The sequence below is a fragment of the Microbulbifer sp. SH-1 genome, assembly GCF_011326135.1.
Taxonomy (GTDB): Bacteria; Pseudomonadota; Gammaproteobacteria; order Pseudomonadales; family Cellvibrionaceae; genus Microbulbifer; species Microbulbifer harenosus.
In genome coordinates this window covers 4,010,589-4,035,899 of record NZ_CP046948.1, presented here as the reverse complement: position 1 = coordinate 4,035,899, position 25,311 = coordinate 4,010,589, and the positions used below count along the sequence as shown (strand labels likewise).

The following is a 25,311-nucleotide window of genomic DNA, read 5'->3' as shown; positions in this document are numbered from 1 at the left end:
ATAGCGTGGCAACGCCAGATGACACCCGGATGAACCCACGCCTCAGGCCAATGGGGCCAGTTGGACGGTCGCAATACCCTTGGCAATGGGTTAAATTCCCCGGCCCGCCCCCGGCGGCGGTAAAGTAACAGCGGAATCACTCGGAATATCCATGAACCTGTCCGTCATCATGACCACCTACAACTCCCCCGTATGGCTGGAAAAAGTGCTGTGGGGCTACAGCTGCCAGACGGAAATGCCGCTGGAAGTGATCGTCGCCGACGACGGCTCGCGCCCGGAAACCGGTGACTTGGTGGCGCGGCTGCGGGAGGAGACCGGGCTGGATATCCGCCATGTGTGGCAGCGCGACGACGGATTTCGCAAGTGCCGGATTCTCAACAAGGCAATCCTCCACGCCCGCGGCGACTACATCGTCTTCACCGACGGCGACTGTATTCCGCGCGCGGACTTCCTCGCGGTACACAAGCGCCGCGCCGCGCCGGGCTACTTTCTCTCCGGCAGTTACTTCAAGCTGCCCATGAGCACCAGCGAAGCCATCACCAAAGACGACATTCTCTCCGGGCGCTGCTTCGACTATGCCTGGCTGCGCGCCAACGGCCTCAAAACCCGCCGCAAGACCCTGAAACTTCGCGCCAGTGCACGCTGGGCACCGCTGCTCAATCGCCTCACCCCCACCGCGTGCAACCTCAAGGGCTCCAATGCGTCCGCTTGGAAAGCCGACATCCTGAAAGTGAATGGTTTCGACGAACGCATGGCCTGGGGCGGGCTCGACCGCGAATTCGGTGTGCGCCTGGAAAACGCCGGCATCAGGCCGCGACATGTGCGTTTCGACGCCATCTGCGTGCATCTGGATCACCCGCGGGGCTACGCCGATCCGGCGATCGTGGCACGCAACAAGGCACTGCGTCTGCGAGTCGCCAGAGAGGGCGTCATTGAAACCCCGCAGGGAATCCGCCAGTTGCTGGAAAGTGGCTACCAACCTGAATAGTGCGCCCCCTGAATAATCCGCGCCCCGAATAACCCCGAACGCCAATTAACTCAGAACGCCCATGACAAGTCACAAACACTGGTCCGACCCTTTCGTCAGCCGTTTCCTGCGCCTCGCCGCCAGCGGCCTGGTGCCGCCGTCCCTGTTCCAGAAACCGCTGCCGACGGAAACACAGCGCGCGGCGCGCACCGGTGTGCTGGATATCGAGATTGTCAGCCACTGCTGGCAGTACTCGCATTTCCTGATTTACCAGCTGAGCTCGCTGGCGCTGTTCCCGCCCACCAAAGCGACGGTCACCATGACCGTCTACTACAACAGCGAAGACACCCGCACCGCGGCGGTGCTCGATTTTATCGGCCACCAGCAGGTTCCCGGTGTGACCTGGAACTGGTGTGAACTGCCCAAAGAGTCCCTGTTCCGCCGCGCCATCGGCCGCAATCAGGCCGCACTCGCCACTAAAGCCGACTGGATCTGGTTCACCGACTGCGACCTGATGTTCCGCGAGAACTGCATCGACCAGCTGGCAGACCTGCTACAGGGTCGCCGCGACAGCCTGGTGTTCCCATCCCGCGAGCGCATCACCTCATTGCTGGCCGACGACGATCCCATGCTGAACTTCGATCCGGCGGAACTGCGTATCGCCGACATCGACGATACGCGCTTTGTGGAGCAGACGCGCGACCGCGCCACAGGCCCATTGCAGATTGCCCACGGCGACGTGGCCCGCGCCGGCGGTTACTGCGACTGCCTCGCCTACTACCAAAAGCCCGCTGACAGCTGGTGCAAAGCCCACGAGGACCGCGCTTTCCGCTGGCTGCTGGGCACTCAGGGCACACCGCTGGAAATCCCGGGGGTTTACCGCATCCGCCATATCAGCAAGGGGCGATACACCGGCAGCAGGCTCAATACCCAGATCCGCAGCAGCGTGCGCAAGGCGACGGACAAGAGCCAGTAGCGGGCACAACTCCCCGATAATGAAAAAGGCCGACCGCGGAAGCGGTCGGCCTTTTCGTTTGTGTGCGGCGTTTGCCGGAACACACCGGCTCAGCGAGGCATCATGGATTCAACTTCCTGCACGGTGCGCGCCAGCGCACCACTGTTCTGCCCTGCCACCGCGCGGCCGCGAGCACCGGCCTCTTCCCTCAGCGCGGCGTCCCGCAGCCACTGGGCCAGCTGCGCCGCGAGCTGCGAGGCATCGTTCACCACTGCCAGACCGCCGGCTTCCTGCATCAGGCTCGCAACGGTGCTGAAATTGTGCAGGTGCGGGCCGCACACTACCGGCACACCCCAGGCCGCCGGCTCAATCATATTGTGCCCCCCTACCGGCACCAGGCTACCCCCCACGAAGGCCACATCGCACGCACCGTAGAAGCGCAGCAGCTCCCCCATGGAATCTCCCAGTAACACCTGATCACCGGCCGCGGGCGGGCGCCCGTCACTGCGCCGCACTACGGAAAGCCCCCGCTCGCGGCACAGGCGCGCCACACTGTCGAAACGCACCGGATGGCGCGGCACCAGTACCAGCAGCAGGTCGGGAAACTCCCGCAACAGTTGTTGGTGAGCCTCAAGCACCGGCTCGTCCTCGCCGCCGTGGGTACTGGCGGCGAGCCACACAGGCCGTTTCGCAGCCCCGCGCCACTGATGCGACAATACCTGCGCCTCGCTCTCCAGTCCGGAGCCGATATGCAGGTCGAACTTGATATTGCCTACAGCCACCACCCTGTCTGACGGCATTCCCAGGGCGACAAAGCGATCGGCATCCGCGGGATACTGGGCAACCACCTTCATGAGATTTTTCATCATGTCCCGGGCGAGCCCCGGGAAACGCCCATACCCCTTCGCAGACTTGGCGCTGAGACGACCGTTCACAAGTACTGCAGGGATACCGCGCTTATCACAGATCGCCAACAGATTCGGCCACAGCTCCGTTTCCATGCTCACCAGAATGTTCGGGCGCAGCGCATCCAGAAACGGGGTCAGGCATTCCGGCAGATCAAACGGCAGGTAATAGTGCAGCAGCCGCCCATTGAGGATGGGTTCAAGTGCATCGTGCACCCGCTGTGAACCGGTGGGGGTAGTGGTGGTTACCAACCACTGCCAGCGCGGATGGCGCGCGGCCAGTTCCTTGATCAGCGGGATGGCCGCAAGCGTTTCCCCCACCGATACCGAGTGAATCCAGATCAGCGGCGCGCGGCTCGCGCGGTCCGGCACCACCCCGAAACGCTCGCGCCAGCGGCGGCGGGCACCCGGGCGCGACGGCACCAGCCCGAAGCGCTCGCTCCAGCGCTTGCGGTAAGCGGGGTCAGCGCGGCCGCGCCACCACAGATGCAGTAGCATCAGCGGGAGTGTGAGGCGGAAAAACCAAGTGTATAGATGACGCATCTAGTATGTTGTTGCACCCAATCGTGACAAGACTACGTTAACCTTGCTATTCAGCAATTTGGCGATAAAAATCAGATCGAACCCCGATTGCACCGCCGATCAACCCGGCTGAGCGGCAGGCTTTTAACCAGCTGCGATACCCGCTGTCTGTCCGCCCTGTTGCGAAGTACAAAGGCGCACTGATCAAGGCTCCCAGCAACTGCGCCACACCGGACTGAATGATCCCCATGCGGCCACGACCGCAGGCACGCTTCTGCACCGCTTGTGTCGTTCCCGCCGCAAATTTTCTGCGGGACTGCCAGCGCACCGATATCCGCTCTGCTGGAATTACCTCATGGACCACCGCTTCTGCGCAGTAGAGAATTTCAACTCCCCTCGCCGAGACCTCGGTGAAAAAGAGAGTATCTTCCCCTCCCGCAAAAGGGCGACTTTCGTCAAAACGCAAGCTGAGGTCTCGCACCACCGCAATTGGGATAAGTACATTGTTCGTGGCGCAATAGGCGCGCCGCGCACCTGTCGGATATACCTTGCGCTCGAAGAACTCAGCCATCACCGCTCGAGTTCCCTCTGGCACCTCAGCTTTGACCCGCCCACAAATAACCGCGCCGTCTTTTAAAAGGGCGTAATTATAAAGCTGTTCCAGCCAGTCCACTTCGACCCATTCGTCATCGTCCACGAAAACCAGGTAGTCAGCCTCAGCGATGAGCGCCTCCGCGATTGCCCGATTGCGGGCACAGGGGATACCCCTGCGCATTTCATGGCAATAGCCGAGAGAGAAAGGCAACGACGCCTTCATTTCGGCAACCACCGGTTGCGCACTGCCGGCGGGATCATTGTCGATCACGGTGACAAGCAATTGCAGGCTTGAGGGAACTCTCATACCTGCGAAACTTTGCAGCAGACGCCTCAGTTGATCCGGTCGCCGATAACTACAGACACCGATATTCAGTAACCTATCCAATTCCGCCCCTCTGGAGCATGCGGCTCCCTCAAACCAGGGCCGGCAGACTATACCCCCAATTCCGGGATGTCTAGAATGGCTATTTTTTGCGCGAACATGACTACATCGGTATACTTCTGCGCGGATTACATAGCACCATTCTCTCCACTTCGCGCCCGCACGGACCCCCATCAATGAAAGTCATCCAGCTACTGCCCGCCCTCAATTCCGGCGGTGTGGAACGGGGCACCCTGGACCTGGCCCGCGCCCTGGTGCGCACGGGCCACGACTCCATCGTCATCTCCAGTGGCGGGCGCCTGGTGCAGCAACTGGAAATGGAAGGCAGCCGGCATATCGCGCTGCCGGTTCACAGAAAATCGCTCGCGAGCCTACTGCAGGTGCGCCCACTGCGCCGGCTCATCCGCGAACTGCAGCCGGATATTCTGCACGTGCGCTCGCGAGTACCCGCCTGGCTTACCTGGCTCGCCTGGAACAAACTCGACCCGCGCACCCGCCCGCGCCTGATAAGCACCGCCCACGGTCTCTACTCCATCAACCGCTACAGCGCGATCATGGCCAAGGCCGAACAGGTAATCGCCATCTCGGACTGCGTGAAGAGTTATTTGCTGGCGAATTACGCCGCGGACCTGCGCGCAGAGCCAGAGGTGATCTACCGCGGTGTGGATACCGAGGAGTTTTCCACAGATACTCCGCCGCCGGTGGACTGGCTGGAAAACACCTTGGGGGAATTCCCAGCGTTGCGTGATCGCCGCTGGTTATTACTGCCCGGACGTCTCAGCCGCTGGAAGGGACAGGAAGATTTCATCCACATGATCGCCGCGCTGTCGCGCCAGGAACCGGACATCCACGGGATCGTGCTCGGCGGGGCGGAAAAAAACAAAGAGCATTTCGCCGAGGAACTGCACGCATTGGCGGCAGAACTCGGTGTCGCCGACAAAATCACCTTCACCGGACACCGCAGCGACATCCGCGAGTGGTACCGATACGCAGCACTGGTATTCAACCTGTCGAAAAAACCCGAACCCTTCGGACGCACAGTGATTGAGGCCGCCGCCATGGGCAAGCCGATCATCGGCTACGACATCGGCGGACCGGCGGAATCGCTGCGTGCGTGCTTCCCACAGGGGCTGGTGGAAAACGGCAACGGCAGGCAGTTGCTTGAGAAAACCCGCGCCCTGCTCGCGAATCCGCAGCTATCACACCTCGCGGCGGAGTTCACCCTGGACACATTGGCGCAACGCACCATGGCGCTGTACCAGCGTCTTTTAGAACAGCGCCCATCACACCCATAGAGCTGACGTTTTGATCGACCTTACCAACGCCGAACCATTCGCCTCCGGCGGCAACCGCCACTGCTACCGCCACCCGCAGTTCGCGGATCGCTGCGTAAAGGTGATGCGACCCGGGCGCGTCGCCGAGCTGCGCAGACGTGCTCCCTGGTATAAGGCGCTGGGCAGTGACCGTCAGTTCGACGACAACGCGCGCGAAGTGGATGGCTACCGGCAGAAGGTGCTAAACAATGCGGAGCCGGCGAGCCCGGTGTGGGCGCACCTGCCGCGCTGGTATGGCGTGGAGGACACGAGTATCGGCGTGGGCGCGGTGTCTGAGCTGATTCTGGATGCGGACGGAGCACCCGGCATCACGCTGGAAAATTACCTGCAGCAGTACGGACTGGACGACACGATCCGCGGCGCGCTGGCGCGCTTTTCACAATGGCTGCGCGCCACCGGTGTACTGACCAAAAACCTGCTGCCGCACAATCTGGTGCTAAGCCATCGCCACGGCCAACCGGAGCTGTTTCTGATTGACGGCCTCGGCAGTGCGGCCTTCCTGCCATTTGCGGAGTATTTCGCTTTTTCCCGCCGGCGCTATATCGAGCGCCGTATCGAGAAAATGTGGAAACGCATTCACTGGGAAGTTTCCGACCGTTCACTATCATGGGCACAGGCGGAAAAACTCAGTCGCCGCTAAGAGCACGCAGGTAGACTTTCCAGGTTTCCCCAGCCATAGCCTCTAGAGTAAGTCTGTTGCGGGCACGGGCAATATAGGGCGCAAATTCGCCACGCAATCGCTCAACGTCTCCCAGAGCAGCAGTCAGACGTACCGCCAACGCAGGGACATCCTCTATTTGAACCAGATACTGCGCCGGGATATTTTCCGCCACATAGCCCACGTCCGTCGACACAACCGGGCACCCCGCCAGCAACGCTTCCGCCACCGTATAGGGGCCGCCTTCATAACGCGAAGCGATTACCGTCAGGTCGGCAGCGCGGTACCAATCCGCCACCTGCCGCTGATACCCCATAAAACGCACACTCTCTTCCAGGTTCAGCTCCGCTGCTAACGCCTCCAGCGCCGCACGCTCAGGACCGTCGCCCAGTATATAGAGCACAGCGCTGTTCACTTGAGCACGACACCACGCCCGCAGCAGGACATCTACGCCTTTGGCGGGCACCAGACGCGCCACCGAGATCACCACTGCGCGATTGCAGTCAACTTGGTCACAGTGATGCTCACCGGCGGACGGCAAGCGGGTGCCGTTGGGAATAATCGTCCAGTCCAGAGAAGAGTTCGCAACCGTCTTGAGGCTGACCGCAATGCGGTGCTCAAAATGGCGAGCAATCTTGTCTTTGGGGTGGTGTCGGTTGTGACGGGTAATCACCACCCGCGCCCGCAGAAAACGTCGCAGGTTCCACAGCAAGTGGGCGGGTTTACCGCCGTGAGCATGAACCAGGTCGATGCGGTAGCGACGCAATTGCCGTAGCAGGGCAAGATTCAGCACTGGATTGCGGCGGCTGCGGTCCGTATTCATCGGCAGAAACCGCACCCCCTCGGGAAACATGGCTCGATATCTCGGATGCGCGATTACAAATATCTCGGCATCCGTGCTCTCCAACTGCCACTGGCACTGCTCTTGTACATGCTTTTCCAGCCCGCCCGTCTCCTGGCTGGTAAACAGGTGACAAATGCGCAGAGGTGATTCTACCGGAACGATGTCTGAACTAACGATCACAACAGTTGCCCGTCCGCTTCCACCTGTTTCAATGTGTTGAGGCCACAGCGACGCAACAGTGCCCGCGCACAGACTATCTGCTGATTGAACGGCTCCCGCGGCGCCCAGGCACCGCCAATCTCCTCTGGGCGATCGCTCAACAGCCCCAGATCCATGAAGCGCTGCACGGCGCTGCGCACCTTGTTAGCCCTGGTGCGACTCGGCAACGGGATGACGCCGATCCTGGCGCGACTCTGCAGGGCTTCAGAGATCATCGACACACTATCCGAGGTCACCCATATCTGTGCCGACCTCGCCATTTGCTCCGCCAGCCACCCGGGCGGGCAACTGCGCCAGCTGTAAAACTCGGCCTTGCTGCCGGCCAGGATTGCCTGCGTGTCTGCAGGTGTGCGGCGGCTGTCCGACACTACCCAACGCAAGGGTTGCTCAAAAAGTCGATCCGCGGTGGTAGCCACCGCTTGTGTATCCCAACGGTAATGCCTGCTGGGTCCGCCGATTAGCAGCAGGCCGCGCCCAGCTTCCGGCTCCAGATCCGGCAATGGCTCGGCAAGTGCACCATGGGTCAGAATCACATTCTCCAGAGGCGGCGGGCGGTCGTGCTCAGGAATAATGGCAAAATCAAACCAGTGCAGAGGGAGGCTTGGCTGCATGATTACCACACTGCGACCACCGAATTGGCGACGGGCGCGCAACATAGGCCAGTGACTACGGTGACCGGCACCCACGATCAGGTCCGGTTTAGGCAACTGGTGCAGCTGTTCAGGTAGCCCACGCCACAATGAGATGCTTAACTCGAGGCAGTGGAGGTCGTGGCAATCCACCGAGTCCGAGCCGAGACAACTGCGCAGCCCGCTGACCAGAGCCGCACTCTGTTTTTCATGGGCGCGATTGCCGTCGAGAAAACGCCAGATGATGAGCCGCAACAGTAGTTCTCCAGATTCCCGCAAATGGCCGTTGAGAAGTGCATCTCGCTTTGAATATCAGCACCCGAAGCCAGCTTTCCGGCGCATGCTAACTCAGTCCGCCGAGGTAATGCATCAAACCTGCCGGAAACATACCTTCAATTTGCTCGCATCGAGGTCGTCAGTATAATGCCCACTCTCTCCGCAGCGGCCCCCCTACCGGCTCATCACCGACAAAATCTCCATGCGCATCATCCACGTCGACAATCACCAGCAGCGAAAATACGGTCACACACGCGTCAGTTGGGCCCTCAAGCTATACACGGGATTGGTACGCGCCGGTCACAATGTTCTGGCGTTCAGTGACCGTGACGTCGCCGCATTCGAGGCGCCGCTTCGCATCCGCGAACTGGGGAGGAAGAAAACCAACCTGCGCCTGCTGCAGACAGTGGAGGCCTTCGAGCCCGATTTGGTTGTGATCGGCCACTGCGACCTGATCGACAATGAGACATTCGCAACAATTCGGCAGCGGCACCCGGACATCGTCATTGCCGCATGCAACAACGACCCACTGTTCGTGCCCACGAATGCTGCCAACATCGCAAAGCGCTGTGAAATCGCCGACGCTATGTTTGTGTCCACCGGCGTCGACGATCTGCAGATTTTCAAAGGTAAACGCGCAAGCCTCTGGCATATGCCCAATCCAGTGGACCCAGCGGTGGAGACTGCGGACGCCAGTGCACTGGCGGCCGACGACCCGCGGCTGCAGACCGACCTGCTGTTCTGTAGCAAGTCACACCAATACACCGAACGCGGCCAGCTGGTCAGTGAGCTCCGTGAGCACCTGCCCGCGGATTTCCGTTTCCACACACCCGGCATGTTCGATCAGCCTACCCTGTGGGGACGCGATTACGAACACAAGCTGGCCGCAAGCAAGATGGGCCTCAACCTGAATCGTCAGGAAGGCTACCAGTGGTACTCCTCTGCCCGTATTGCACAGATGGCCGGCAATGGCTTATTGGTCTTCACTCACGCCGCAGCCCGCTTTGATGATTTCATGCCGGAGGAGACACTGGTATATTTCGACGGTAAAGACTCGCTGGAAGCACGCCTTTTAGAATTCCATCATGACGACGATAAGCGTCGGCACTGGGCTGCGCGATGCCGCGACTTCTTTCACCGTGAAATCAATAATACGCTCTACGCCCAATACATCGTCGAGAGCGCCATGCACCTGCCGTATAGCCATAATTATGTCTGGATCAAATAGCATCACTCTCGACTCCTGCGCCAACGATTACCGCTGGAGCGAACGCTGGGCTTCCGGATTGCTGAAATTAACTGGGGTGGGATTACTTATCCTGGCGTGCGGTTTCTATGTCGTTCCACACGTCGCCAAACTCCAGACAGCCTTTTATCTTACGTTGCTGCTCCCAGCACTCTTGTTATTGATGACAAGGCGGGATCTTTCCTTTCTACTGTCATGGCAATTTGTCGTTTTCTGCACCCTGCCTTTATTACTGGCAATATCCTCGCTATGGGCTTCGAGTGAAGAGGCGGATATTCAGCGTGAGTTTTCCTATTACCTGAAAGTCACACTTTATTTGGCTTTGTTTTACGTGGCCCTGTATCTGACACTGGAAAAGCATGGCGATAAAATATTAGTTCGCATCTTCCAGTGGCTGATCCCCATCGGGATCATTTCCTGTGCAATTTCCTTAATTAATTATGTAGTAGCGGGTGGCCTGGAGAGTTTTCGCCGTATTGGCGGCATATCGCTCGAAGGAGATATCGACAAGACCGGAATGCTTTACGGTTTCCTCGCACTCTTTTGCTGTTACGGTCTTACATTAGGCAAGTATTGGCGCTGGCTGTCCTGGACCGGTCTCTTGCTCTGCTGCATTTACATACTGTTATCACAAACGAAAATCCCGATTGTGATGGTGCTTGTAGCCATAATTCTGGCAACACTAATCAGCGGCGGCTCTCGCTGGCTGAAGGCGCTGCTACTGGTCGGCGGAGTCATCGCCCTGCCCCTTATCTATCTGGCTATATACGGCGACCTGCCTCTTTTACACCGAGACATTGCCTACTCCGCCCGCATCGACCTCTGGCTCATGACCTTCAATCAGTTTGCCGAATCGCCGCTCGTTGGCTCGGGCCTGATGTACAAGCAATTCCTTAATTTGGGTCCAGCCGTACTGCCGCACCCCCACAACTACTTATTCGATATCGCACGCTTTACCGGCTTGATAGGCGTTACTGCTGCTCTGGCTCAATTATTTGCGGCTGCCTGGCCAATGCGTCACCGTAGAACCTGGACCCAGTGGATCCCCGGACTCTACGCTATTTGGCTTGGTTTCGGTGTCCTCGCGATGTTGATTTACGCTCAACAACCCCTGGTAAAACCCAGCTATATCTGGTTCTTTTACTGGATACCACTGGCGGTTTTGCTGGCACGCAGTCAGCTGACCAGCCGTATAAATGCCGATCATCCCAATCCAAAATTTCAAAATTAACAGGTTCTGACAAATGAACGTTACCGTATTTGGCACCGGCTATGTGGGCCTGGTACAAGCCGCTGTACTGGCGGAAGCCGGCCACCGGGTTACCTGCGTGGATATCGACGAAAACAAGATTGAGCGCCTGAAGCAGGGTCATATCCCGATCTTCGAGCCGGGCCTGGAACCGATCGTCAAGCGCAACAACGAATCCGGCAATCTCAACTTCACTACCGATGCCGCCGCTGGCGTCGCCCACGGAGACCTGATTTTCATTGCCGTCGGCACACCACCGGACGAGGACGGCTCCGCCGATCTGCGCTACGTACTCGCAGTGGCGCGCACCATCGCCGAGCACATGAGTGGCAAGAAATACATCATTAACAAATCCACCGTACCGGTGGGCACCGCAGACAAGGTACGCGAGCAGGTGACCCGCACACTGCAGGAGCGCAACGCGCTAAACCTTGAGTTCGATGTGATTTCCAACCCGGAATTTCTCAAGGAAGGCTCGGCGGTGGCGGACTGTATGAAGCCGGACCGCATCATTATCGGCACCAGCGAACACGCATCCGAGCAGAAGATGCGCCAGCTGTATGCGCCCTTCAACCGAAATCACGACAAGGTCATCGTGATGGACGTGCGCAGCGCGGAACTGGCCAAGTACGCGGCCAACTGCATGCTCGCCACCAAAATCAGTTTCATGAACGAGATGGCGGTGATTGCCGACAAAGTGGGCGCGGACATTGAAGCCGTGCGCCAGGGCATCGGCTCCGACCCGCGCATCGGCTACCATTTCATCTACCCCGGCATCGGCTACGGCGGCTCCTGCTTCCCCAAAGATGTGCAGGCTCTGAAAACCACCGCAACCCAGCTGGGGCTCGAACCCAAAGTCCTGAACGCGGTGGAAGAGCGCAACCAGCGCCAGAAGCACTACCTGCTGGAAAAAATCGTGCAGCGCTACGGCAAGGATCTCTCCGGTATGACCTTCGCGCTGTGGGGCCTGTCATTCAAGCCCAACACCGACGACATGCGCGAGGCACCCAGCCGCGTGCTGATGGAAAACCTGTGGGAGATGGGAGCGAAGGTGCGCGCGTTTGACCCGGAAGCCATGCACGAGTGCGAGCGCATCTACGGAAATCGCGACGACCTGCAACTGTGCGGCACCCGCGACAGCGCCCTGTCCGGCGCGGATGCGCTGATCATTGCCACCGAGTGGCAGCAGTTCAAATCACTGGACCACAATACCGTACGCGACAGCCTGAAAACGCCGGTGGTATTCGACGGTCGCAACCTCTACGATCCGCTGGATATGGCAGAAGCCGGGTTTGAATATTTCTGTGTGGGGCGCCCGCGAGCTGAAGCCTGCCTCCCCCCAGCAACGCAACCGAGTTCCATTTAGAGAAAGTCCCATATGCCCGAACAAGGCAACCCTGAAATTATTCATCTGGTGGTGCTGGAATTGCACCACCACGGTGAACTGTTGAAGAATCTTTACGACACCCTGAAGCTGAATAATTTCAAGCTAACCCTTGTCACCATACCCAAGGTTTACAAAGATTCTGGCCTGCCTTCAGCAGGCAGTGACCCGCGCCTTGATATTCAACTCAAGAAGCCGGAAGAATACATTGCCGATTTTCTACAGAGAATGGCACCGATCTTCGCATCTGCCGACATCATCTACTTCAATACCGTCGCCGGTTACTGGAAAGAGGTAAACCGCATTCGCTTTACCGCTCCGGCGATCATCAGGATCCACAATGCTCACTGCGACCTGAGCCCGCTCAGACACTTTCGGAACCCGGTATTAAACAGCCCTGCCATACTCTCCCACCTGTTGCGCAAAGTGCTGATCGGCCGGGAGTGGAACCTCAGGAAAAGCCTATTTGAAAAAATTGACTATGTGATGTTTCCTAATGAAACCATCACTCACTATGTCAAAGACCACAACTGGGTAGACCCACAAAAGATTCTCGACCCGGTGTTGCCTTTTGGCTACCTTGGAGAAAAAGAACTCAGGAAAATCCCCGACATCAACCAACGCGATACAATCAATATTGCCATCACTGGCAAAGTGACCAACAGCAAGAAAGACTTCACTTTGGTTTACCGCGCGCTTAGAAAATACCTGAAAGACCCCAACTCCCCACGAGTCAAACTGACCCTACTGGGCAACGCCGGACACAAGCAGGTTGGCAATATTATCCGGAACTTTGAGAGCCTGACATCTGACAGATTCCACCTAGATTACAGCACTGATTACGTGCCAGCAGAGGAATTTGAAAAGAAGGTGGCATCAGTGGATTTTTTTATCGCTCCAATAAAGATTGATACTCACTTCAAAAAATATCGGGAAGTTTACGGCAAGAGCAAAATGTCAGGAGTTGAAAACGACATTTTACGATATCGAAAACCGTCGCTAATCCCCTCCAACTACATAATCGAAAGCCCTCTCGACAAAGCGATAGAGTACTTCCCTCCTGATCCTGAATCACTGGCAAACTCCATAAGAAACTGGGCAATTAATCAAACATACAGGGAAGTCGCGCTCGCGTTTAACCAGATGAAAAAGTATAACCGTAACGACATAGCTGACAACTTCTACGATCTGTGCAAAAAAATGAAAGGCCAAAAGCAAGCAAACAAAAAATCAAGTTAAAAAGCAGGAAAACATCAACGCTTCGGCTGCACAGGTAAACCTGCACAGCCGGACCAATGGATACGTATACTCAGAACTTACAAAGTCCAAACCCCCAAGGAGGTTATCTCATCCTTGCTCTCTACCTGCAATAAATACACTGCCTTACCCACAGGAATTTCCACTTTGTATTCACGAGATGTAGTCTCCCCAAATATCGGAGACACTCTTTTATTGGTTACAAAATAGATGGAAGATAGTGTAACGCGACCATTACGGGTAACCAGCGACCCCCTTATCGCAACAAGAAACTCCCCATCCTGAAGGATAAAACTACTTATCGAACCGCCGCTACCGCCGTACCACGGGGAATATAAGGAACCACCATTATCAGTGCACTTCTTGAACCTCAAGCCATCGATTCGACTTCCATGGCGAACATCAAACCTGCAAATATTCCCATCGGTAAATTGAAAAAAGTCGTCATAAACTCCATTCTTCCCGCCGATAGCGGTGCGCAATAAATTATCTGGATCATTGCCGCGCTGCCCATCAGAAAACACCAGACCCACTGCATCCAGCTCTTTGTTTGCCCGCCCGAAAAGCCCCACAATTCCCGGAACGGAATAATCAAAGGGGGATATTGATTGATATGACACACCATCCTGAATGAGAAGCTTAGTTGTTTTGGTTCCGTAGAGTGGTGAAGTGACTCTGGAGGAGGAAGACGAGCTTCCAATTCTATTTTTTTCAAGCTGCAACCCAAAAATGCGCTCACCGCCATCTCGCCTACCAAGGTAGACCTTCAAGCCACTAAGATATTCAGCACTGGAAATGGCAAAAAAGGACTCACTACCGCCACCCCCACCAAATCTCTGTGAACGATACGAATTTCCACTGTTGTCGCAAACTTTCAATTGAATCGCATCAATCCGACTTCCATGTCGAATATAAACCCCACAGACACGCTCATGATCCGCCACAACGGTCTGAAAATAATTCCCCCCAGTGCCGCCGACAGGTCCCTGCCAGTAATTTTTTGCAAACCCTACAGCGGGAAAAACAATAAAAAGAAAAAAACAAATACTCTTGCGCATAAATAGTTTCACCTTCCATTGATGATTTTAGGCGGCGGGATACTAAGCATTGAAATTAGACGCGTAAAGCGCAATCTTTGCGGATTAGCAAGTTTTTTCAAAAAATGCAGACAGAACCAGCGCAATAGGCACGAACGTATCGGAAAAATTCCGGAACTGGCACTCACGTATCAGAAGCTACAGAATAAATGTAAGCAATTAATAGACCGAACCACTATCCTGTATTGCTCTCCGTGGAAAAATACGACCCCAATTCAGATCGAGAAACTTAATATTTAGAGACAGACAAATTTCAGGGAATGAAATAAAGAGAGAGAAAAAAGAAAGGCGAAAAGCTCTCCCCCTACACGGAGAAGAGCTTTGAACGATTAAACTGCGGCGAGACGCTCATTGATTCCGTCATTAAACACGTCGCTGAGCCACCCCATATGCGCCTGGCTCTTACCTTGCACCGCATCGAAGTACATCTGCTGCAGGCGCTTGGTGATGGGTCCGCGGCGGCCGGCACCGATGGTGCGGCCGTCGAGCATACGGATCGGTAGTACTTCCGCGGCGGTGCCGGTGAAGAAGGCCTCGTCGGCGATATACACCTCGTCGCGGGTAATGCGTTTTTCCACCACTTTGTAGCCACACTCCTCCGCCAGCTGGATCACCGACTTGCGGGTAATCCCGTCGAGGCAGGAAGTCAGTTCCGGGGTGTAGATCACGCCGTCGCTCACCAGGAAGAAGTTCTCACCGCTGCCCTCGGCCACGTAGCCTTCCGGATCCAGCAGCAGGGCTTCCTCGCAGCCGTTGCGGATTGCCTCCTGCAGCGCCAGCATAGAGTTGATGTAATTGCCATTGGCCTTCGCCTTGCACATGGCAATGTTCACATGGTGGCGGGTGTAGGACGAGGTGTTGACCTTGATACCCAGCTCGCGGGCCTCGGGGCTCATGTAGCTCGGCCACTCCCAGGCGGCGACAATTACATGGGTTTCAAGCTTGTCAGCGCGCAGGCCCATGCCTTCGGAGCCGTAAAACGCCATCGGGCGCAGGTAGGCCTCCTTCAGGCCATTTTCACGCACCACCAGACGCTGAGCTTCATTCAGCTGCTCGGCATCCCACGGCATGGGCATGTTCATGATCTTGGCGGAGCGGAACAGGCGGCGGGTATGCTCCTGCAAGCGGAAGATACTGGTGCCGCCGTCGGCGGTCTGATAGGCGCGCACGCCTTCAAACACGCCCATTCCGTAGTGCAAAGTGTGGGTGAGTACGTGGACACGGGCATCGCGCCACGGAACCAGCTCACCATCAAACCAGATAACGCCGTCTCTATCGGCAAAAGACATGGGGAAACTCCTGCAAGAATTCAGTTACGCACTCTGTAGGAGTCTAGGCCTGGGGAGGGAAATCGAGCCCGGAACAAGCGGGAGGATCGAATCAGTTCGCCAGCAGGCTGGCTCCTACAGCACAGAGCCAGTGAAAAACAGTTTAAGCGGGCAGCCAATTTAGACACGGGTTATGGAAACTCTCCCGGGGGATGCTTCAGCCCAGTATCTGCTGCCAGGTTTTTTCAACGGTCTTTCTTTCCGCTTCGAAGTGGTCACCGGATACAACCCCCGGCAGCTGTTGTAATGCCAGGCGATGACCTTCTGATCGGTAGGCTTTGTAGGCGTCGATCAAATGCTCGGCTTGGTGGGCCGGCATCAGGCCCGCCTCGGTGAGGCTCTCAAGAATGCGGATATTGTCGGTATATCGCACGATTGATGGGGCGCCGTGCGCCCAGGCCAATGCGGCATATTGAACCATAAATTCGATATCGACAATACCGCCCCGACCATGCTTGAGATCGAATTCCCGATCATTGCTCTTATCCAGCTGTGCACGCATCTTATTGCGCATTTCTACCACCTCATCGCGCAATTTCTGCTCGTCACGCTGGGAGCACAACAGGTCGGTTCGCAGCGCTTCGAATGCCGCGCCGAGGCGTTCACTGCCCGCCACCGGACGGGTGCGCACCAGCGCCTGGTGCTCCCAGGTCCAGGCGCTCTCTCGCTGGTATTTCTCGAACGCGGCCAGCGAGGTGACAAGCAAGCCGGAATTGCCGGATGGGCGCAGGCGGGTATCCACTTCATACAGCGGACCGCTCAGGGTGCGGGTCTGCAGAATATGAATCAGGCGCTGGGCGAGACGGGTGTAGAAACTCAGGTTGTCGATAGGTCTCTCGCCGTCGGTGTACTGCTGCGCCTCGGCGTCGTGCACGAACACGATATCCAGATCCGAGCCGTGACCGAGCTCAAGACCGCCGAGCTTGCCGTAAGCGACGATGGCAAAGCGCATTTCCTCTGCGCTGGTATCCGCCGGCGCACCATGTTTTTCCGTCACCTGCTGCCAGGCGAGCGCGAGCGACTGCTGCAGTATCGCCTCGGCGAGCCAGGTCAGCGAGTCGCTCACTTTCATCAGCGGCAGCGCGCCGGTAATTTCCTGGGCTGCGGTGCGCAGGCTCTGCCCCTGCTTGAAATGGCGCAACGCTTCCATCTGCGCCTCCAGGTCTTCCGGGTCCACCCGCAGCATGTGCTGGCGCAGATCGTCGGCGATGTCCTTTGCCGTGGACGGCTGCAACAGGCGGCGCTGGTCGAGCATTTCATCCAGCAGGATCGGGTGGCGCGCCAGTTGCTCGGCGATCCACGGCGAAGCGCTGCACAGCCGCAGCAGCTGCGCCAGCACCGGCGGGTTCTCAATGATCAGTACCAGATAAGCACTGCGGCGCAATATCGAGCGCAGTAGCGGCATCACCCGCGCCAGCGCCAGTAATGGCTCACTCACTTCGGACGCCGCCGCCAGCAACAGCGGCATGGTCTGGTCCAGACGCTGGCGACCGGACGCCGGCAGCGCGGCAACGATACGGTCTCCGTGCAGCTCGGCGAGGATTTCCAGTGCTTTGGACGCGGGCTGAAAGCCGCCCTCATGCAACTGTTCCAGCCAGGTATCCCGCTCCTCCGCACGCGCGCAACCGGCCCATAACATCTGCCACTGCTCGCTGGGATTGATCTCGCCACTCTCTTCCGGCGGCGCGATCACCTCGTCGAATTCCCGCTCAACTACCGCGCGGGCTTCCGCCAGTTCCCGCGCCAATGCCGTCCAGTCGGCATAGCCCAGAGCGAACGCCAACTGCTCGCGACGCGCAGGCTCCGCTGGCAGGGTCTGGGTCTGCTGGTCTTTTTCCGCCTGCAGGCCGTGCTCCACCCGGCGCAACAGCAGATAAGCCTCGCGCAGCTGCGCCGCGCAACCTTCGGGCAGATGCCCACCGGCCTCCAGCAGCGGCAGCACTTTGAGAATATTGCGCACCCGCAGGTCTGGTTCGCGCCCGCCGCGAATCAACTGGAAGGCCTGGGCGATGAATTCCACCTCGCGGATACCACCGCGGCCCAGCTTGATGTTGTCGGTCATGCCGCGCGCGCGCACCTGGCGCTGGATCAGGGTTTTCATTTCCCGCAGCGCTTCAATCACGCTGAAATCGATATAGCGGCGATAGGTAAACGGGCGCAGCAGCTCCATCAATTCCTCCGCCGCCTCCGCCGCACCTTCACCACTCATGGCCACCGGGCGCGCCTTGATCATGGCGTAGCGCTCCCACTCGCGCCCCTGGGTCTGGTAGTAGTCCTCCAGCGCGGCGTAGTGGCTAACCAGCGGACCGCTGTCGCCGTAGGGGCGCAGACGCATGTCCACGCGGAATACGAAGCCATCGGCGGTGGTAGCGTCGAGGGACTTGATCAGCCGCTGGCCCAGGCGCTGGAAAAACGCCTGGTTTTCCAACGGGCTCTGCCCATCGCTCTGTCCGGGTTCCGGGTAGGCAAAAATCAGATCGATATCCGACGACAGGTTCAGCTCCCGCGCCCCCAGCTTGCCCATGCCCAGCACGATCATCGGCTGCGCGACGCCCTCGCGGTTGCGCGGTTGCCCATGACGCGCAACCAGCGACTGCCAGTGCCAATCGAGCGCTGCTTGAATGCACACTTCTGCCAGCCCGGTAAGTCGCGCACAGGCAGCGGGAATATCCCACTGGCCAGCAAAATCCCGCCAGATTACCTCCGCATTCACCCGGTTGCGCAACCGACGCAGCGCCCGCTCCAGCTGCTCCTCGCTCTCCAGTTCATCCAGCGCGGGAGCCACCAGGCCGCAATCGCCCTCCGCCAGCAGCGCCGGCAACAGATCCGGCTGGCGCGTGCACTGCTGCACAAAAAAATCCGAGCCCACAAACCCCCGGGCCACACTCATGGCCTTCGCTCTATCCGCCAGCAAAGACTCAACCTGCGCAGCAGCCTCCATACCGACTGCAGCGCTCCAGGTATTCCAGCGCTGGGCAAACAGGGATTGGTGTTGCGGGGGGCAGAGATCGGTCAATGGCATCCGGGCTTCTCCTGTGAACGGGCTCCAGCCCATCTTTACGGTAAGAGCCTGAGTATACATTGGCCGTCACCGGAATCCTCGCCGCCCTGCGCCCGCGCTCTTGAACTTTCTTTAGAAGACCCTATCTAACCGACGATCCATTGCCACCAATCTTTCGTCAGAACCCTGTTTTTATTGCGGGCCACCCCGTTTTACGAGCATGACTATTTCGACTGATTACACACTTCACCTCAAGCACCCCCATAACTTCCGGGCCGCGGCAACCTGTCGCCGCGCCATGCGACGCGTACCCATCTACCTGCCCATCTCGCGTCCACCACCGTAATCACTTTCGAATTATTACCACTCAACTTCGCGCGAAGGCGTCACTGTCCGGTACAGCCTTGCGAGACCTTCTAAAACAGGGATGTTTTAGAAGAGCCCCCATGGGCCGAAGGCGCCGTGAGTGCACGGAACGGCCGGGCCGGGTTCACGGCGTGTCTCAAAAGGCGGTACCCGGTAGCGGCACCGCCACGAAACTATTCACGCAGTCCAACCACCCCCTGACAACCAAACCAAAAGGAGGACAAGGTGCTGGAAGTCACCCACCTCAGCCGTTGCTACGGCGACTTCAAAGCCGTCGACGGCGTCAGTTTTAACATCGGCAAAGGCGAAATTGTCGGCCTGCTCGGCCACAACGGCGCCGGCAAAACCACCATCATGAAAATGCTCTCCGGCTATCTGGAACCGGATACCGGCAGCGTAAAGATTGATGGCATCGACATGGCCGACAAGCCCAAAACCCTGCAACGGCAATTGGGCTACCTGCCGGAAAATCTTCCGGTTTATGGAGAGATGAGCGTCGCCGACTACCTCGACTACGCCGCCTCACTGAAAGGCCTCGACGGCCAGGAAAAAATCGACGAAATCCGCCGCGCCATCAAAGCCACGGAGCTCGGCGACAAACTGCACGCGCGCATCCACACCCTCTCACGGGGCTACAAACAGCGCGTCGGCGTCGCGCAGGCCATCCTCGGGCGCCCGCGGCTGCTGATCCTGGATGAGCCCACCAACGGCCTCGATCCGACACAGACCCGGCAGATGCGCGCACTGATAAAAGACATCGCGCGCGAAGCCACCGTGATCCTCTCCACCCACATCATGCAGGAAGTGGAAGCCCTGTGTGACCGGGTGCTGATCATTCACAGTGGCAGCCTCGCGGTAGATGAAAAACTCGACCGCCTGCGCCGCGCCAACAGTATCTGGCTTGAGACCTCCGCCACCGATGCCCGCGACGTACTCGCGCGCCTTGGCAAGGAGCAGGGTATTCACAGGGTAGAGGCTCTGAAAACTGCCGGGCAGTTCCGCATCGTCCTCGCAGAGGGTGCCAACCTGCGCAGCGCCAGCGCGATCATCGCGCGCACGCTGATTGCCGCCGGCGGCGAACTCTACCGCCTGCAACCGGAACAGCGGGATCTGGAAAGCCTGTTCCGTCAGGTAAATGAAAACAACAAAGAACAACACACGGAGGCAATGGAAGATGCGGCCTGATTCCAACGTTCAAGTCAGCGGCAGACAACTGATCCAGCGTGTCGCCGCCAAAGAACTCACCCTGTTTTTTGCCTCGCCGGTGGCATATCTGTTCCTCGCCACCTTTGCCGCGGTGAGCCTGTTCGTGTTTTTCTGGGGCGAGGCCTTTTTTGCCCGCAACATCGCCGACGTGCGCCCACTGTTCGAGTGGATGCCGCTGCTGCTGATTTTCCTTAGCAGCGCGCTCACCATGCGCCTGTGGAGCGACGAGCGCGCCAAAGGCACGCTGGAACATGTCCTCACCCAACCCGCTCCGCTGTGGCAGTTTGTGGTGGGCAAGTTTGTCGGCTGCTTAGCGCTGCTCGGCATTGCGCTGGCCATCACCCTGCCGCTGCCCATCACCGTGGCGCTGATCGGCGAGCTGGACTGGGGCCCGGTGTGGGCGGGTTATCTCGCCACCTTTCTGCTGGGTGCCGCGTATCTGAGTATCGGCCTGTTCGTGTCCGCCCGCGCCAGCAACCAGATCGTCAGCCTGATTGTGGCATCGGCCCTGTGCGGGGTTTTCTACCTGGTCGGCACACCGCTGCTCACCGATTTTTTCGGCAACAGCGCCGGCGAGTGGCTGCGCAGTCTCAGCACCGGTGCGCGCTTTGACGCCATCACCCGCGGCGTCATCGATCTGCCGGACCTCTATTACTACCTGAGCCTGTGCGCGGTGTTCCTGGCCCTCAATACGCTGGTGCTGGAGCGCGAGCGCTGGGCCGCCGGCGGCGATCGCCAGCACCGCCAGACCTGGCAGACGGTTACCGCGCTGCTGGTGGTCAACGCCCTGGGGGCCAACCTGTGGCTGGGGCAATTGAAATCCCTGCGCGCGGATGTGACCGAGGGCAACCTGTATTCCATCTCCCCGGCCACCGAGCAGTATCTGAACCAGCTGCAGGAGCCGCTGCTGATCCGCGGTTATTTCAGCGGCAAAACCCATCCGCTGCTCGCCCCGCTGGTGCCACAGATGCGCGATCTGCTGCGCGAATATGAAGTGGCCGGCGACGGCCGCGTGCGGGTGGAAATCATCGATCCGACCCAAGAGCCCGAACTGGAGGAAGAGGCCAACCGCAAATACGGCATAGCGCCGGTGCCCTTCCAGGTGGCGGACCGCTACCAGGCTTCCATCGTCAGCTCCTATTTCGATGTGCTGGTGCAGTACGGTGACGAGTACGAGGTACTGGGCTTCCGCGATCTGATCGAGGTGAATGCGGAGCGCGAGGCGGATATCGACGTGCAGCTGCGCAACCCGGAATACGACCTCACCCGCGCGATCAAGAAAGTTCTGCAGAGCTACCAGAGCGAGGGCAACCTGTTCGACACGGTGCAGGGCAAGCTGGCGTTTACCGCCTATGTTTCCGCCGACGAGCAATTGCCCGAACAGCTGGCGGAATTCAAACAGGCCATCCGCGAATCCGTGGAGAACATGCAGGCGGACGCCGGCGATCGCCTGAGCGTCGAGTTTGTGGACCCGCAAGCGGACGGCGGTATGGTGGCACAGCAGATCGCCGAGGACTTCGGCTTCCAGCCCATGGCCGCGAGCCTGATCGGGCGCCCCTTCTATTTCTACCTGACCCTCGCCCGCGATGACCAGATCGTGCAGATTCCCCTGGACGACCTCAGCGCGGACACCTTCGAGCGCAACCTGGAAGCGGGCATCAAGCGCTTCGCCAGCGGCTTTACCAAGACCGTGGCGCTGGTGACGCCGGCGGACGATTTCAGCCAGGGTATGGGCGGCGGTGCCCGCTTCAGCCAGCTGGAAACCCTGCTCGGCGCCGAGCTGAATGTGGAGCGCGAGGACCTGAGTGACGGCCGCGTTTCCGGCAATGCGGATATCCTGATGCTGCTGGCGCCGCGCAACCTGAGCGAAAAGGCCCTGTATGCCGTCGACCAGTTCCTGATGCAGGGGGGCACCGTGATCGCCGCCACTTCCCCCTACAGCGCCAACCTTTCCAACCGCAGCCTCAGCCTGAACCGGGTCAACAGCGGCCTGGAACCCTGGCTCGAACACATGGGCCTGAAGGTGGACAACCAACTGGTGCTGGATCCGCAGAACAGCGCCTTCCCGGTACCGGTGACCCGCAATGTGGGCGGCTTCCAGCTGCAGGAGCTGCGCATGTTGGATTACCCCTACTTTATCGATGTGCGCGGCGACGGCCTCAACGCCGACAACCCCATCACCGGCAGCCTGCCCCAGGCCACCCTGAGCTGGGCCTCACCCATTCGTGTGGACGAGGAGAAGTCCACAGAACGCACCATCACTCCACTGTTGCACAGCTCCGACGAGTCCTGGCTGTCCAGCAGTACCAGCGTGATGCCGCGCTATGTGGACGGGCAGATCAGCGCGTTTACCCCGGAGGGCAAGCGCGCCTCCCAGCTGCTGGGTGTGGTGAGTGCCGGGCGCTTTGACTCCTACTTTGCCGACAAGCCCTTGCCGCTGGCCCAACAGCCAGAAGAGCAGGCCGAAGGCGAAGCCGACAGCGCGAGCGACGCCACCAAACTGGAAAACCTGCCCAGCCAGATCAGCCGCTCGCCGGAGTCCGCGCGCATCATCCTGTTCGCCTCCAACGACTTCCTGCGCGATCAGGTGGTGCGCATGAGCGGCGCGGCCGCCGGCGGTGACTACCTCAACACCCTGCAGCTGGCGGCCAACAGTGTGGACTGGTCTCTCGAGGACGCGGGCCTGCTCGGCATCCGCGCGCGCGGCCACTTCAACCGCACCCTGCCGCCGATGGAACAGGACAGCCGCCTGTTCTGGGAAACCCTGAACTACATTGCCGCGCTGCTGGCACTGGGCATCGTCGCCCTGATCCAGACCCTGCGCAGCCGCGCCCGCCAGCAGCGCTATCAGCAGCTGCTGGCCGGCTGAGGAGGAACTGAAGCATGAAGAATCTGCAAAAAATATTGAGCGGGGTGCTGGCACTGCAGCTGGTACTCGCCGCGGGCCTGTTCTGGGATGCGACCTCCCGGCAACAGGCGCAGGCCCAGCAGACCCGGCTGGTAGACGCCGAAACCGACGCACTCAAGCGTCTGGAAATTGCCGGCGACGGCAACAGCGTCACCCTGGCCAGAAAAAACGGCCAGTGGCAGCTGCCGAACCTGCACGATCTGCCGGTCGACAGCGACAAGCTCGACACACTGCTGGAAAAGCTCAGCGCGCTCAAAGGCAACTGGCCGGTGGCCACCAGCGCGAGCGCCCGCGAGCGCTTTGAGGTGGCGGAAGACAAATTCCGCAAACACCTGAAGCTGTACACCGCGGAGGGCGACACGCCAGCGCTGGAGTTATTTGTGGGTACCTCGCCGGGTTTCCGCAAAGTGCACGTGCGCCGCGCGGATGACGACGCCATCTATGCGGTGGAGCTGAATAGCTTCGACCTGCCGGAAAAGGCCGACAGCTGGCTGGACAAATCCCTGCTCGCCGCCGGCGACATCCAGCGCATCGACGGACCCGACTACCAGCTGCGCAAAGATGGCGAAAACTGGAAATTCGCAGACACTGGAAGTGACGCAGTACCCGCAGTCGATCCCGGCAAAGCCCGCGAGCTCGCCAGTACGTTGGAGAAGCTGCGTATCACCGCACCAGTTTCCGAGGTACCAGAAGTCGAGGAAACCGAAGTACTTGTGCAGACCAAAGACGGCGAACTGCGCTACCGCTTCTTGCACGCGGACGACAAATACTATGTGCGTCGGAGTGACCGCGAGCAGGCGTTTGAAATCGCCAAGTACGATTTCGATCGCGTAACGGACAAGCGCCACGACAATCTGGTACTAGTGGAGCGGGAGGAAGAGGAACAAACCGCGGAAGGTGATAAACAGGAGGATTTGGAAGATCCAGCCGCGTAATTCACTCGCCAATAAAAAACCGCGCAAACGCGCGGTTTTTTATTGGGTGCTCATTATTGCGGAGCAAGGTCATGAGTAGAACAGCTTGCCCTCTCCCATCTTGATCACATTGCCGCCGATACGGCAGCGTACTTCCCGGCCATTTTTCTTATCAAACTCCACATGCAGCACACTCTTGCGAGTGGCCACACTGCCGCGATCTACGGAAAAGGTGTGGGTGCCCGTGGCGGTTTCCTGCTGCTCGGCAAGGTAGGCAATGAATTCCGGCATTACATTGCCGATGGGCGGATACACGTCTTTCGCCAAACCGGGATTCAGCAGGCGACCGTGAAACTCAGTGCCGCCGGTAATGGAGCCAGGTGCAAACAGGAACAGCTCGGAAGTGTACATATCTCCCAGTAATTCTGCCCAGCGCTCGTGATTCAGGCTCGCCGCCACGACATGCTCGGGGCGGGTGAACGGCACGATCAGAGTGGGCCGGTCGACGCTCACCACCATGGGTTTATATTTACTGAAGGAAATATGTTTTTCCTCGGTGTTGAGCGCCGCCGCGAGGCGGGCCACTTCCGGGGTGTAGCGGTCGACAGTGGGCGACAGCACGCGGGCAAACTGGATCGCGCCTGGCACACCGTCCCGGTCATCGATAAAGCTTTCGATCAGCCCACTGTCCTGTTGCAGCAGAAACGAGGCAAAGGCCCCTTCGCTTTTACTGAGGCCCAGCTCAAAGGCCATAAATGAAGCGGCGAGGATAGTGTGGGCACCAAAGTGCTGCGGGCCTTTAGCGGTGTATACGCTGGCGGGAACCGGATGTTCCGGCTGGATAAAAACGGTCTCGGTCTGCTGGAATTCGCTGGCGATGGCTTTTTTTGCCGCTTCATCCAGAGTGTGGCCCGCCAGGTTCACCACCGGGATCTGGGTGCCCTGAAATGGGGCGTTGGCAAATACATCCAGCAAAGCGTATTCAATCGTCATCTTTATCGTCCTTTTTATTGTTTATCCGTCATTGCGGTCGCTTCCCTGACTATGGCGTATCGGCGCGAGAATGC

General features: G+C 58.8%; 19 protein-coding genes. 11 read left to right on the top strand and 8 right to left on the bottom strand.

The window, feature by feature from the left end:
- Nucleotides 1–151: 151 nt before the first annotated feature.
- Both GNX18_RS16690 and GNX18_RS16685 read left to right on the top strand, forming a co-directional pair.
- A complete protein-coding gene (locus GNX18_RS16690; RefSeq protein WP_166219527.1) occupies nucleotides 152–988 on the top strand; it encodes a glycosyltransferase family 2 protein in 837 nt (278 codons plus the stop codon).
- Nucleotides 989–1,049: 61 nt separating this feature from the next.
- Complete coding sequence (locus GNX18_RS16685) at nucleotides 1,050–1,943, top strand: glycosyltransferase (protein WP_138235648.1); 894 nt, start codon at nucleotides 1,050–1,052, stop codon at nucleotides 1,941–1,943.
- A gap of 89 nt (nucleotides 1,944–2,032) precedes the next feature.
- On the opposite strand, the gene waaA is transcribed toward GNX18_RS16685, so the two are convergent.
- Entirely contained in the window at nucleotides 2,033–3,370 is a 1,338-nt protein-coding gene (gene waaA / locus GNX18_RS16680; protein ID WP_138235649.1) for a lipid IV(A) 3-deoxy-D-manno-octulosonic acid transferase, read from the bottom strand.
- Nucleotides 3,371–3,416: 46 nt separating this feature from the next.
- Nucleotides 3,417–4,331 (bottom strand): glycosyltransferase family 2 protein, encoded by a 915-nt coding sequence (locus tag GNX18_RS16675; RefSeq protein ID WP_166219525.1) that lies wholly within the window; start codon nucleotides 4,329–4,331, stop codon nucleotides 3,417–3,419.
- 173 nt (nucleotides 4,332–4,504) lie between these two features.
- Here GNX18_RS16675 and GNX18_RS16670 point away from each other — a divergent pair, with 173 nt between their 5' ends.
- The gene (locus GNX18_RS16670) at nucleotides 4,505–5,623 is read left to right on the top strand and encodes a glycosyltransferase family 4 protein (protein ID WP_166219523.1); all 1,119 of its coding nucleotides are present in this window, start codon (nucleotides 4,505–4,507) and stop codon (nucleotides 5,621–5,623) included.
- 10 nt (nucleotides 5,624–5,633) lie between these two features.
- The gene (locus tag GNX18_RS16665) at nucleotides 5,634–6,302 is read left to right on the top strand and encodes a YrbL family protein (RefSeq protein WP_166219521.1); all 669 of its coding nucleotides are present in this window, start codon (nucleotides 5,634–5,636) and stop codon (nucleotides 6,300–6,302) included.
- Here GNX18_RS16665 and GNX18_RS16660 read toward each other — a convergent pair.
- Nucleotides 6,289–7,344: a glycosyltransferase family 4 protein gene (locus GNX18_RS16660; RefSeq protein WP_166219519.1), complete on the bottom strand. Its 1,056-nt coding sequence runs from the start codon at nucleotides 7,342–7,344 to the stop codon at nucleotides 6,289–6,291. The genes GNX18_RS16665 and GNX18_RS16660 overlap by 14 nt on opposite strands.
- Nucleotides 7,341–8,267, bottom strand: coding sequence for a mitochondrial fission ELM1 family protein (locus GNX18_RS16655; protein ID WP_166219517.1), 927 nt, complete (start codon nucleotides 8,265–8,267; stop codon nucleotides 7,341–7,343). The genes GNX18_RS16660 and GNX18_RS16655 overlap by 4 nt, the downstream gene beginning before the upstream one ends.
- A 223-nt stretch (nucleotides 8,268–8,490) precedes the next feature.
- Between GNX18_RS16655 and GNX18_RS16650 the strand changes: the two genes are divergently transcribed.
- Genes GNX18_RS16650 through GNX18_RS16635 form a run of 4 tightly spaced genes read left to right on the top strand, consistent with a single transcriptional unit; the run spans nucleotide 8,491 to nucleotide 13,406 of the window.
- Complete coding sequence (locus GNX18_RS16650) at nucleotides 8,491–9,516, top strand: glycosyltransferase (RefSeq protein ID WP_166219515.1); 1,026 nt, start codon at nucleotides 8,491–8,493, stop codon at nucleotides 9,514–9,516.
- Entirely contained in the window at nucleotides 9,500–10,765 is a 1,266-nt protein-coding gene (locus GNX18_RS16645; protein ID WP_138235656.1) for an O-antigen ligase, read from the top strand. Before GNX18_RS16650 ends, GNX18_RS16645 begins: the two co-directional genes overlap by 17 nt.
- Before the next feature lie 13 nt (nucleotides 10,766–10,778).
- Nucleotides 10,779–12,149 (top strand): UDP-glucose/GDP-mannose dehydrogenase family protein, encoded by a 1,371-nt coding sequence (locus tag GNX18_RS16640; protein ID WP_166219513.1) that lies wholly within the window; start codon nucleotides 10,779–10,781, stop codon nucleotides 12,147–12,149.
- Between the two features lie 12 nt (nucleotides 12,150–12,161).
- Nucleotides 12,162–13,406 carry a glycosyltransferase family 4 protein gene (locus tag GNX18_RS16635; protein WP_166219511.1) on the top strand — a complete coding sequence of 415 codons (1,245 nt, stop codon included), beginning with the start codon at nucleotides 12,162–12,164 and terminating at the stop codon, nucleotides 13,404–13,406.
- A gap of 77 nt (nucleotides 13,407–13,483) precedes the next feature.
- Here GNX18_RS16635 and GNX18_RS16630 read toward each other — a convergent pair whose 3' ends face one another.
- From GNX18_RS16630 to glnE, 3 genes are all read right to left on the bottom strand, one after another.
- On the bottom strand, nucleotides 13,484–14,482 hold the full coding sequence (locus tag GNX18_RS16630; RefSeq protein ID WP_166219509.1) for a jacalin-like lectin: 999 nt from the start codon (nucleotides 14,480–14,482) through the stop codon (nucleotides 13,484–13,486).
- A gap of 368 nt (nucleotides 14,483–14,850) precedes the next feature.
- Complete coding sequence (locus GNX18_RS16625) at nucleotides 14,851–15,810, bottom strand: branched-chain amino acid transaminase (RefSeq protein ID WP_166219507.1); 960 nt, start codon at nucleotides 15,808–15,810, stop codon at nucleotides 14,851–14,853.
- A gap of 196 nt (nucleotides 15,811–16,006) precedes the next feature.
- Nucleotides 16,007–18,871, bottom strand: coding sequence for a bifunctional [glutamate--ammonia ligase]-adenylyl-L-tyrosine phosphorylase/[glutamate--ammonia-ligase] adenylyltransferase (gene glnE, locus GNX18_RS16620; protein ID WP_166219505.1), 2,865 nt, complete (start codon nucleotides 18,869–18,871; stop codon nucleotides 16,007–16,009).
- 570 nt (nucleotides 18,872–19,441) lie between these two features.
- Between glnE and GNX18_RS16615 the strand changes: the two genes are divergently transcribed.
- Genes GNX18_RS16615 through GNX18_RS16605 form a run of 3 tightly spaced genes read left to right on the top strand, consistent with a single transcriptional unit; the run spans nucleotide 19,442 to nucleotide 24,265 of the window.
- Entirely contained in the window at nucleotides 19,442–20,401 is a 960-nt protein-coding gene (locus GNX18_RS16615; protein WP_166219503.1) for an ABC transporter ATP-binding protein, read from the top strand.
- Entirely contained in the window at nucleotides 20,391–23,291 is a 2,901-nt protein-coding gene (locus tag GNX18_RS16610; protein ID WP_166219501.1) for a Gldg family protein, read from the top strand. The genes GNX18_RS16615 and GNX18_RS16610 overlap by 11 nt, the downstream gene beginning before the upstream one ends.
- A 14-nt stretch (nucleotides 23,292–23,305) precedes the next feature.
- The gene (locus GNX18_RS16605) at nucleotides 23,306–24,265 is read left to right on the top strand and encodes a DUF4340 domain-containing protein (protein WP_166219499.1); all 960 of its coding nucleotides are present in this window, start codon (nucleotides 23,306–23,308) and stop codon (nucleotides 24,263–24,265) included.
- Nucleotides 24,266–24,334: 69 nt separating this feature from the next.
- On the opposite strand, the gene GNX18_RS16600 is transcribed toward GNX18_RS16605, so the two are convergent.
- A complete protein-coding gene (locus tag GNX18_RS16600; RefSeq protein WP_166219497.1) occupies nucleotides 24,335–25,237 on the bottom strand; it encodes a PhzF family phenazine biosynthesis protein in 903 nt (300 codons plus the stop codon).
- Between the last annotated feature and the right edge of the window lie 74 nt (nucleotides 25,238–25,311).

Coding starts and splice junctions, on each gene's coding strand:
- GNX18_RS16690 (WP_166219527.1), top strand. CDS start 152: ATGAACCTGTCCGTCATCATGACCACCTACAACTCCCCCGTATGGCTG.
- GNX18_RS16685 (WP_138235648.1), top strand. CDS start 1,050: ATGACAAGTCACAAACACTGGTCCGACCCTTTCGTCAGCCGTTTCCTG.
- waaA (WP_138235649.1), bottom strand. CDS start 3,370: ATGCGTCATCTATACACTTGGTTTTTCCGCCTCACACTCCCGCTGATG.
- GNX18_RS16670 (WP_166219523.1), top strand. CDS start 4,505: ATGAAAGTCATCCAGCTACTGCCCGCCCTCAATTCCGGCGGTGTGGAA.
- GNX18_RS16650 (WP_166219515.1), top strand. CDS start 8,491: ATGCGCATCATCCACGTCGACAATCACCAGCAGCGAAAATACGGTCAC.
- GNX18_RS16645 (WP_138235656.1), top strand. CDS start 9,500: ATGTCTGGATCAAATAGCATCACTCTCGACTCCTGCGCCAACGATTAC.
- GNX18_RS16640 (WP_166219513.1), top strand. CDS start 10,779: ATGAACGTTACCGTATTTGGCACCGGCTATGTGGGCCTGGTACAAGCC.
- GNX18_RS16635 (WP_166219511.1), top strand. CDS start 12,162: ATGCCCGAACAAGGCAACCCTGAAATTATTCATCTGGTGGTGCTGGAA.
- GNX18_RS16630 (WP_166219509.1), bottom strand. CDS start 14,482: ATGCGCAAGAGTATTTGTTTTTTTCTTTTTATTGTTTTTCCCGCTGTA.
- GNX18_RS16625 (WP_166219507.1), bottom strand. CDS start 15,810: ATGTCTTTTGCCGATAGAGACGGCGTTATCTGGTTTGATGGTGAGCTG.
- glnE (WP_166219505.1), bottom strand. CDS start 18,871: ATGCCATTGACCGATCTCTGCCCCCCGCAACACCAATCCCTGTTTGCC.
- GNX18_RS16610 (WP_166219501.1), top strand. CDS start 20,391: ATGCGGCCTGATTCCAACGTTCAAGTCAGCGGCAGACAACTGATCCAG.
- GNX18_RS16605 (WP_166219499.1), top strand. CDS start 23,306: ATGAAGAATCTGCAAAAAATATTGAGCGGGGTGCTGGCACTGCAGCTG.
- GNX18_RS16600 (WP_166219497.1), bottom strand. CDS start 25,237: ATGACGATTGAATACGCTTTGCTGGATGTATTTGCCAACGCCCCATTT.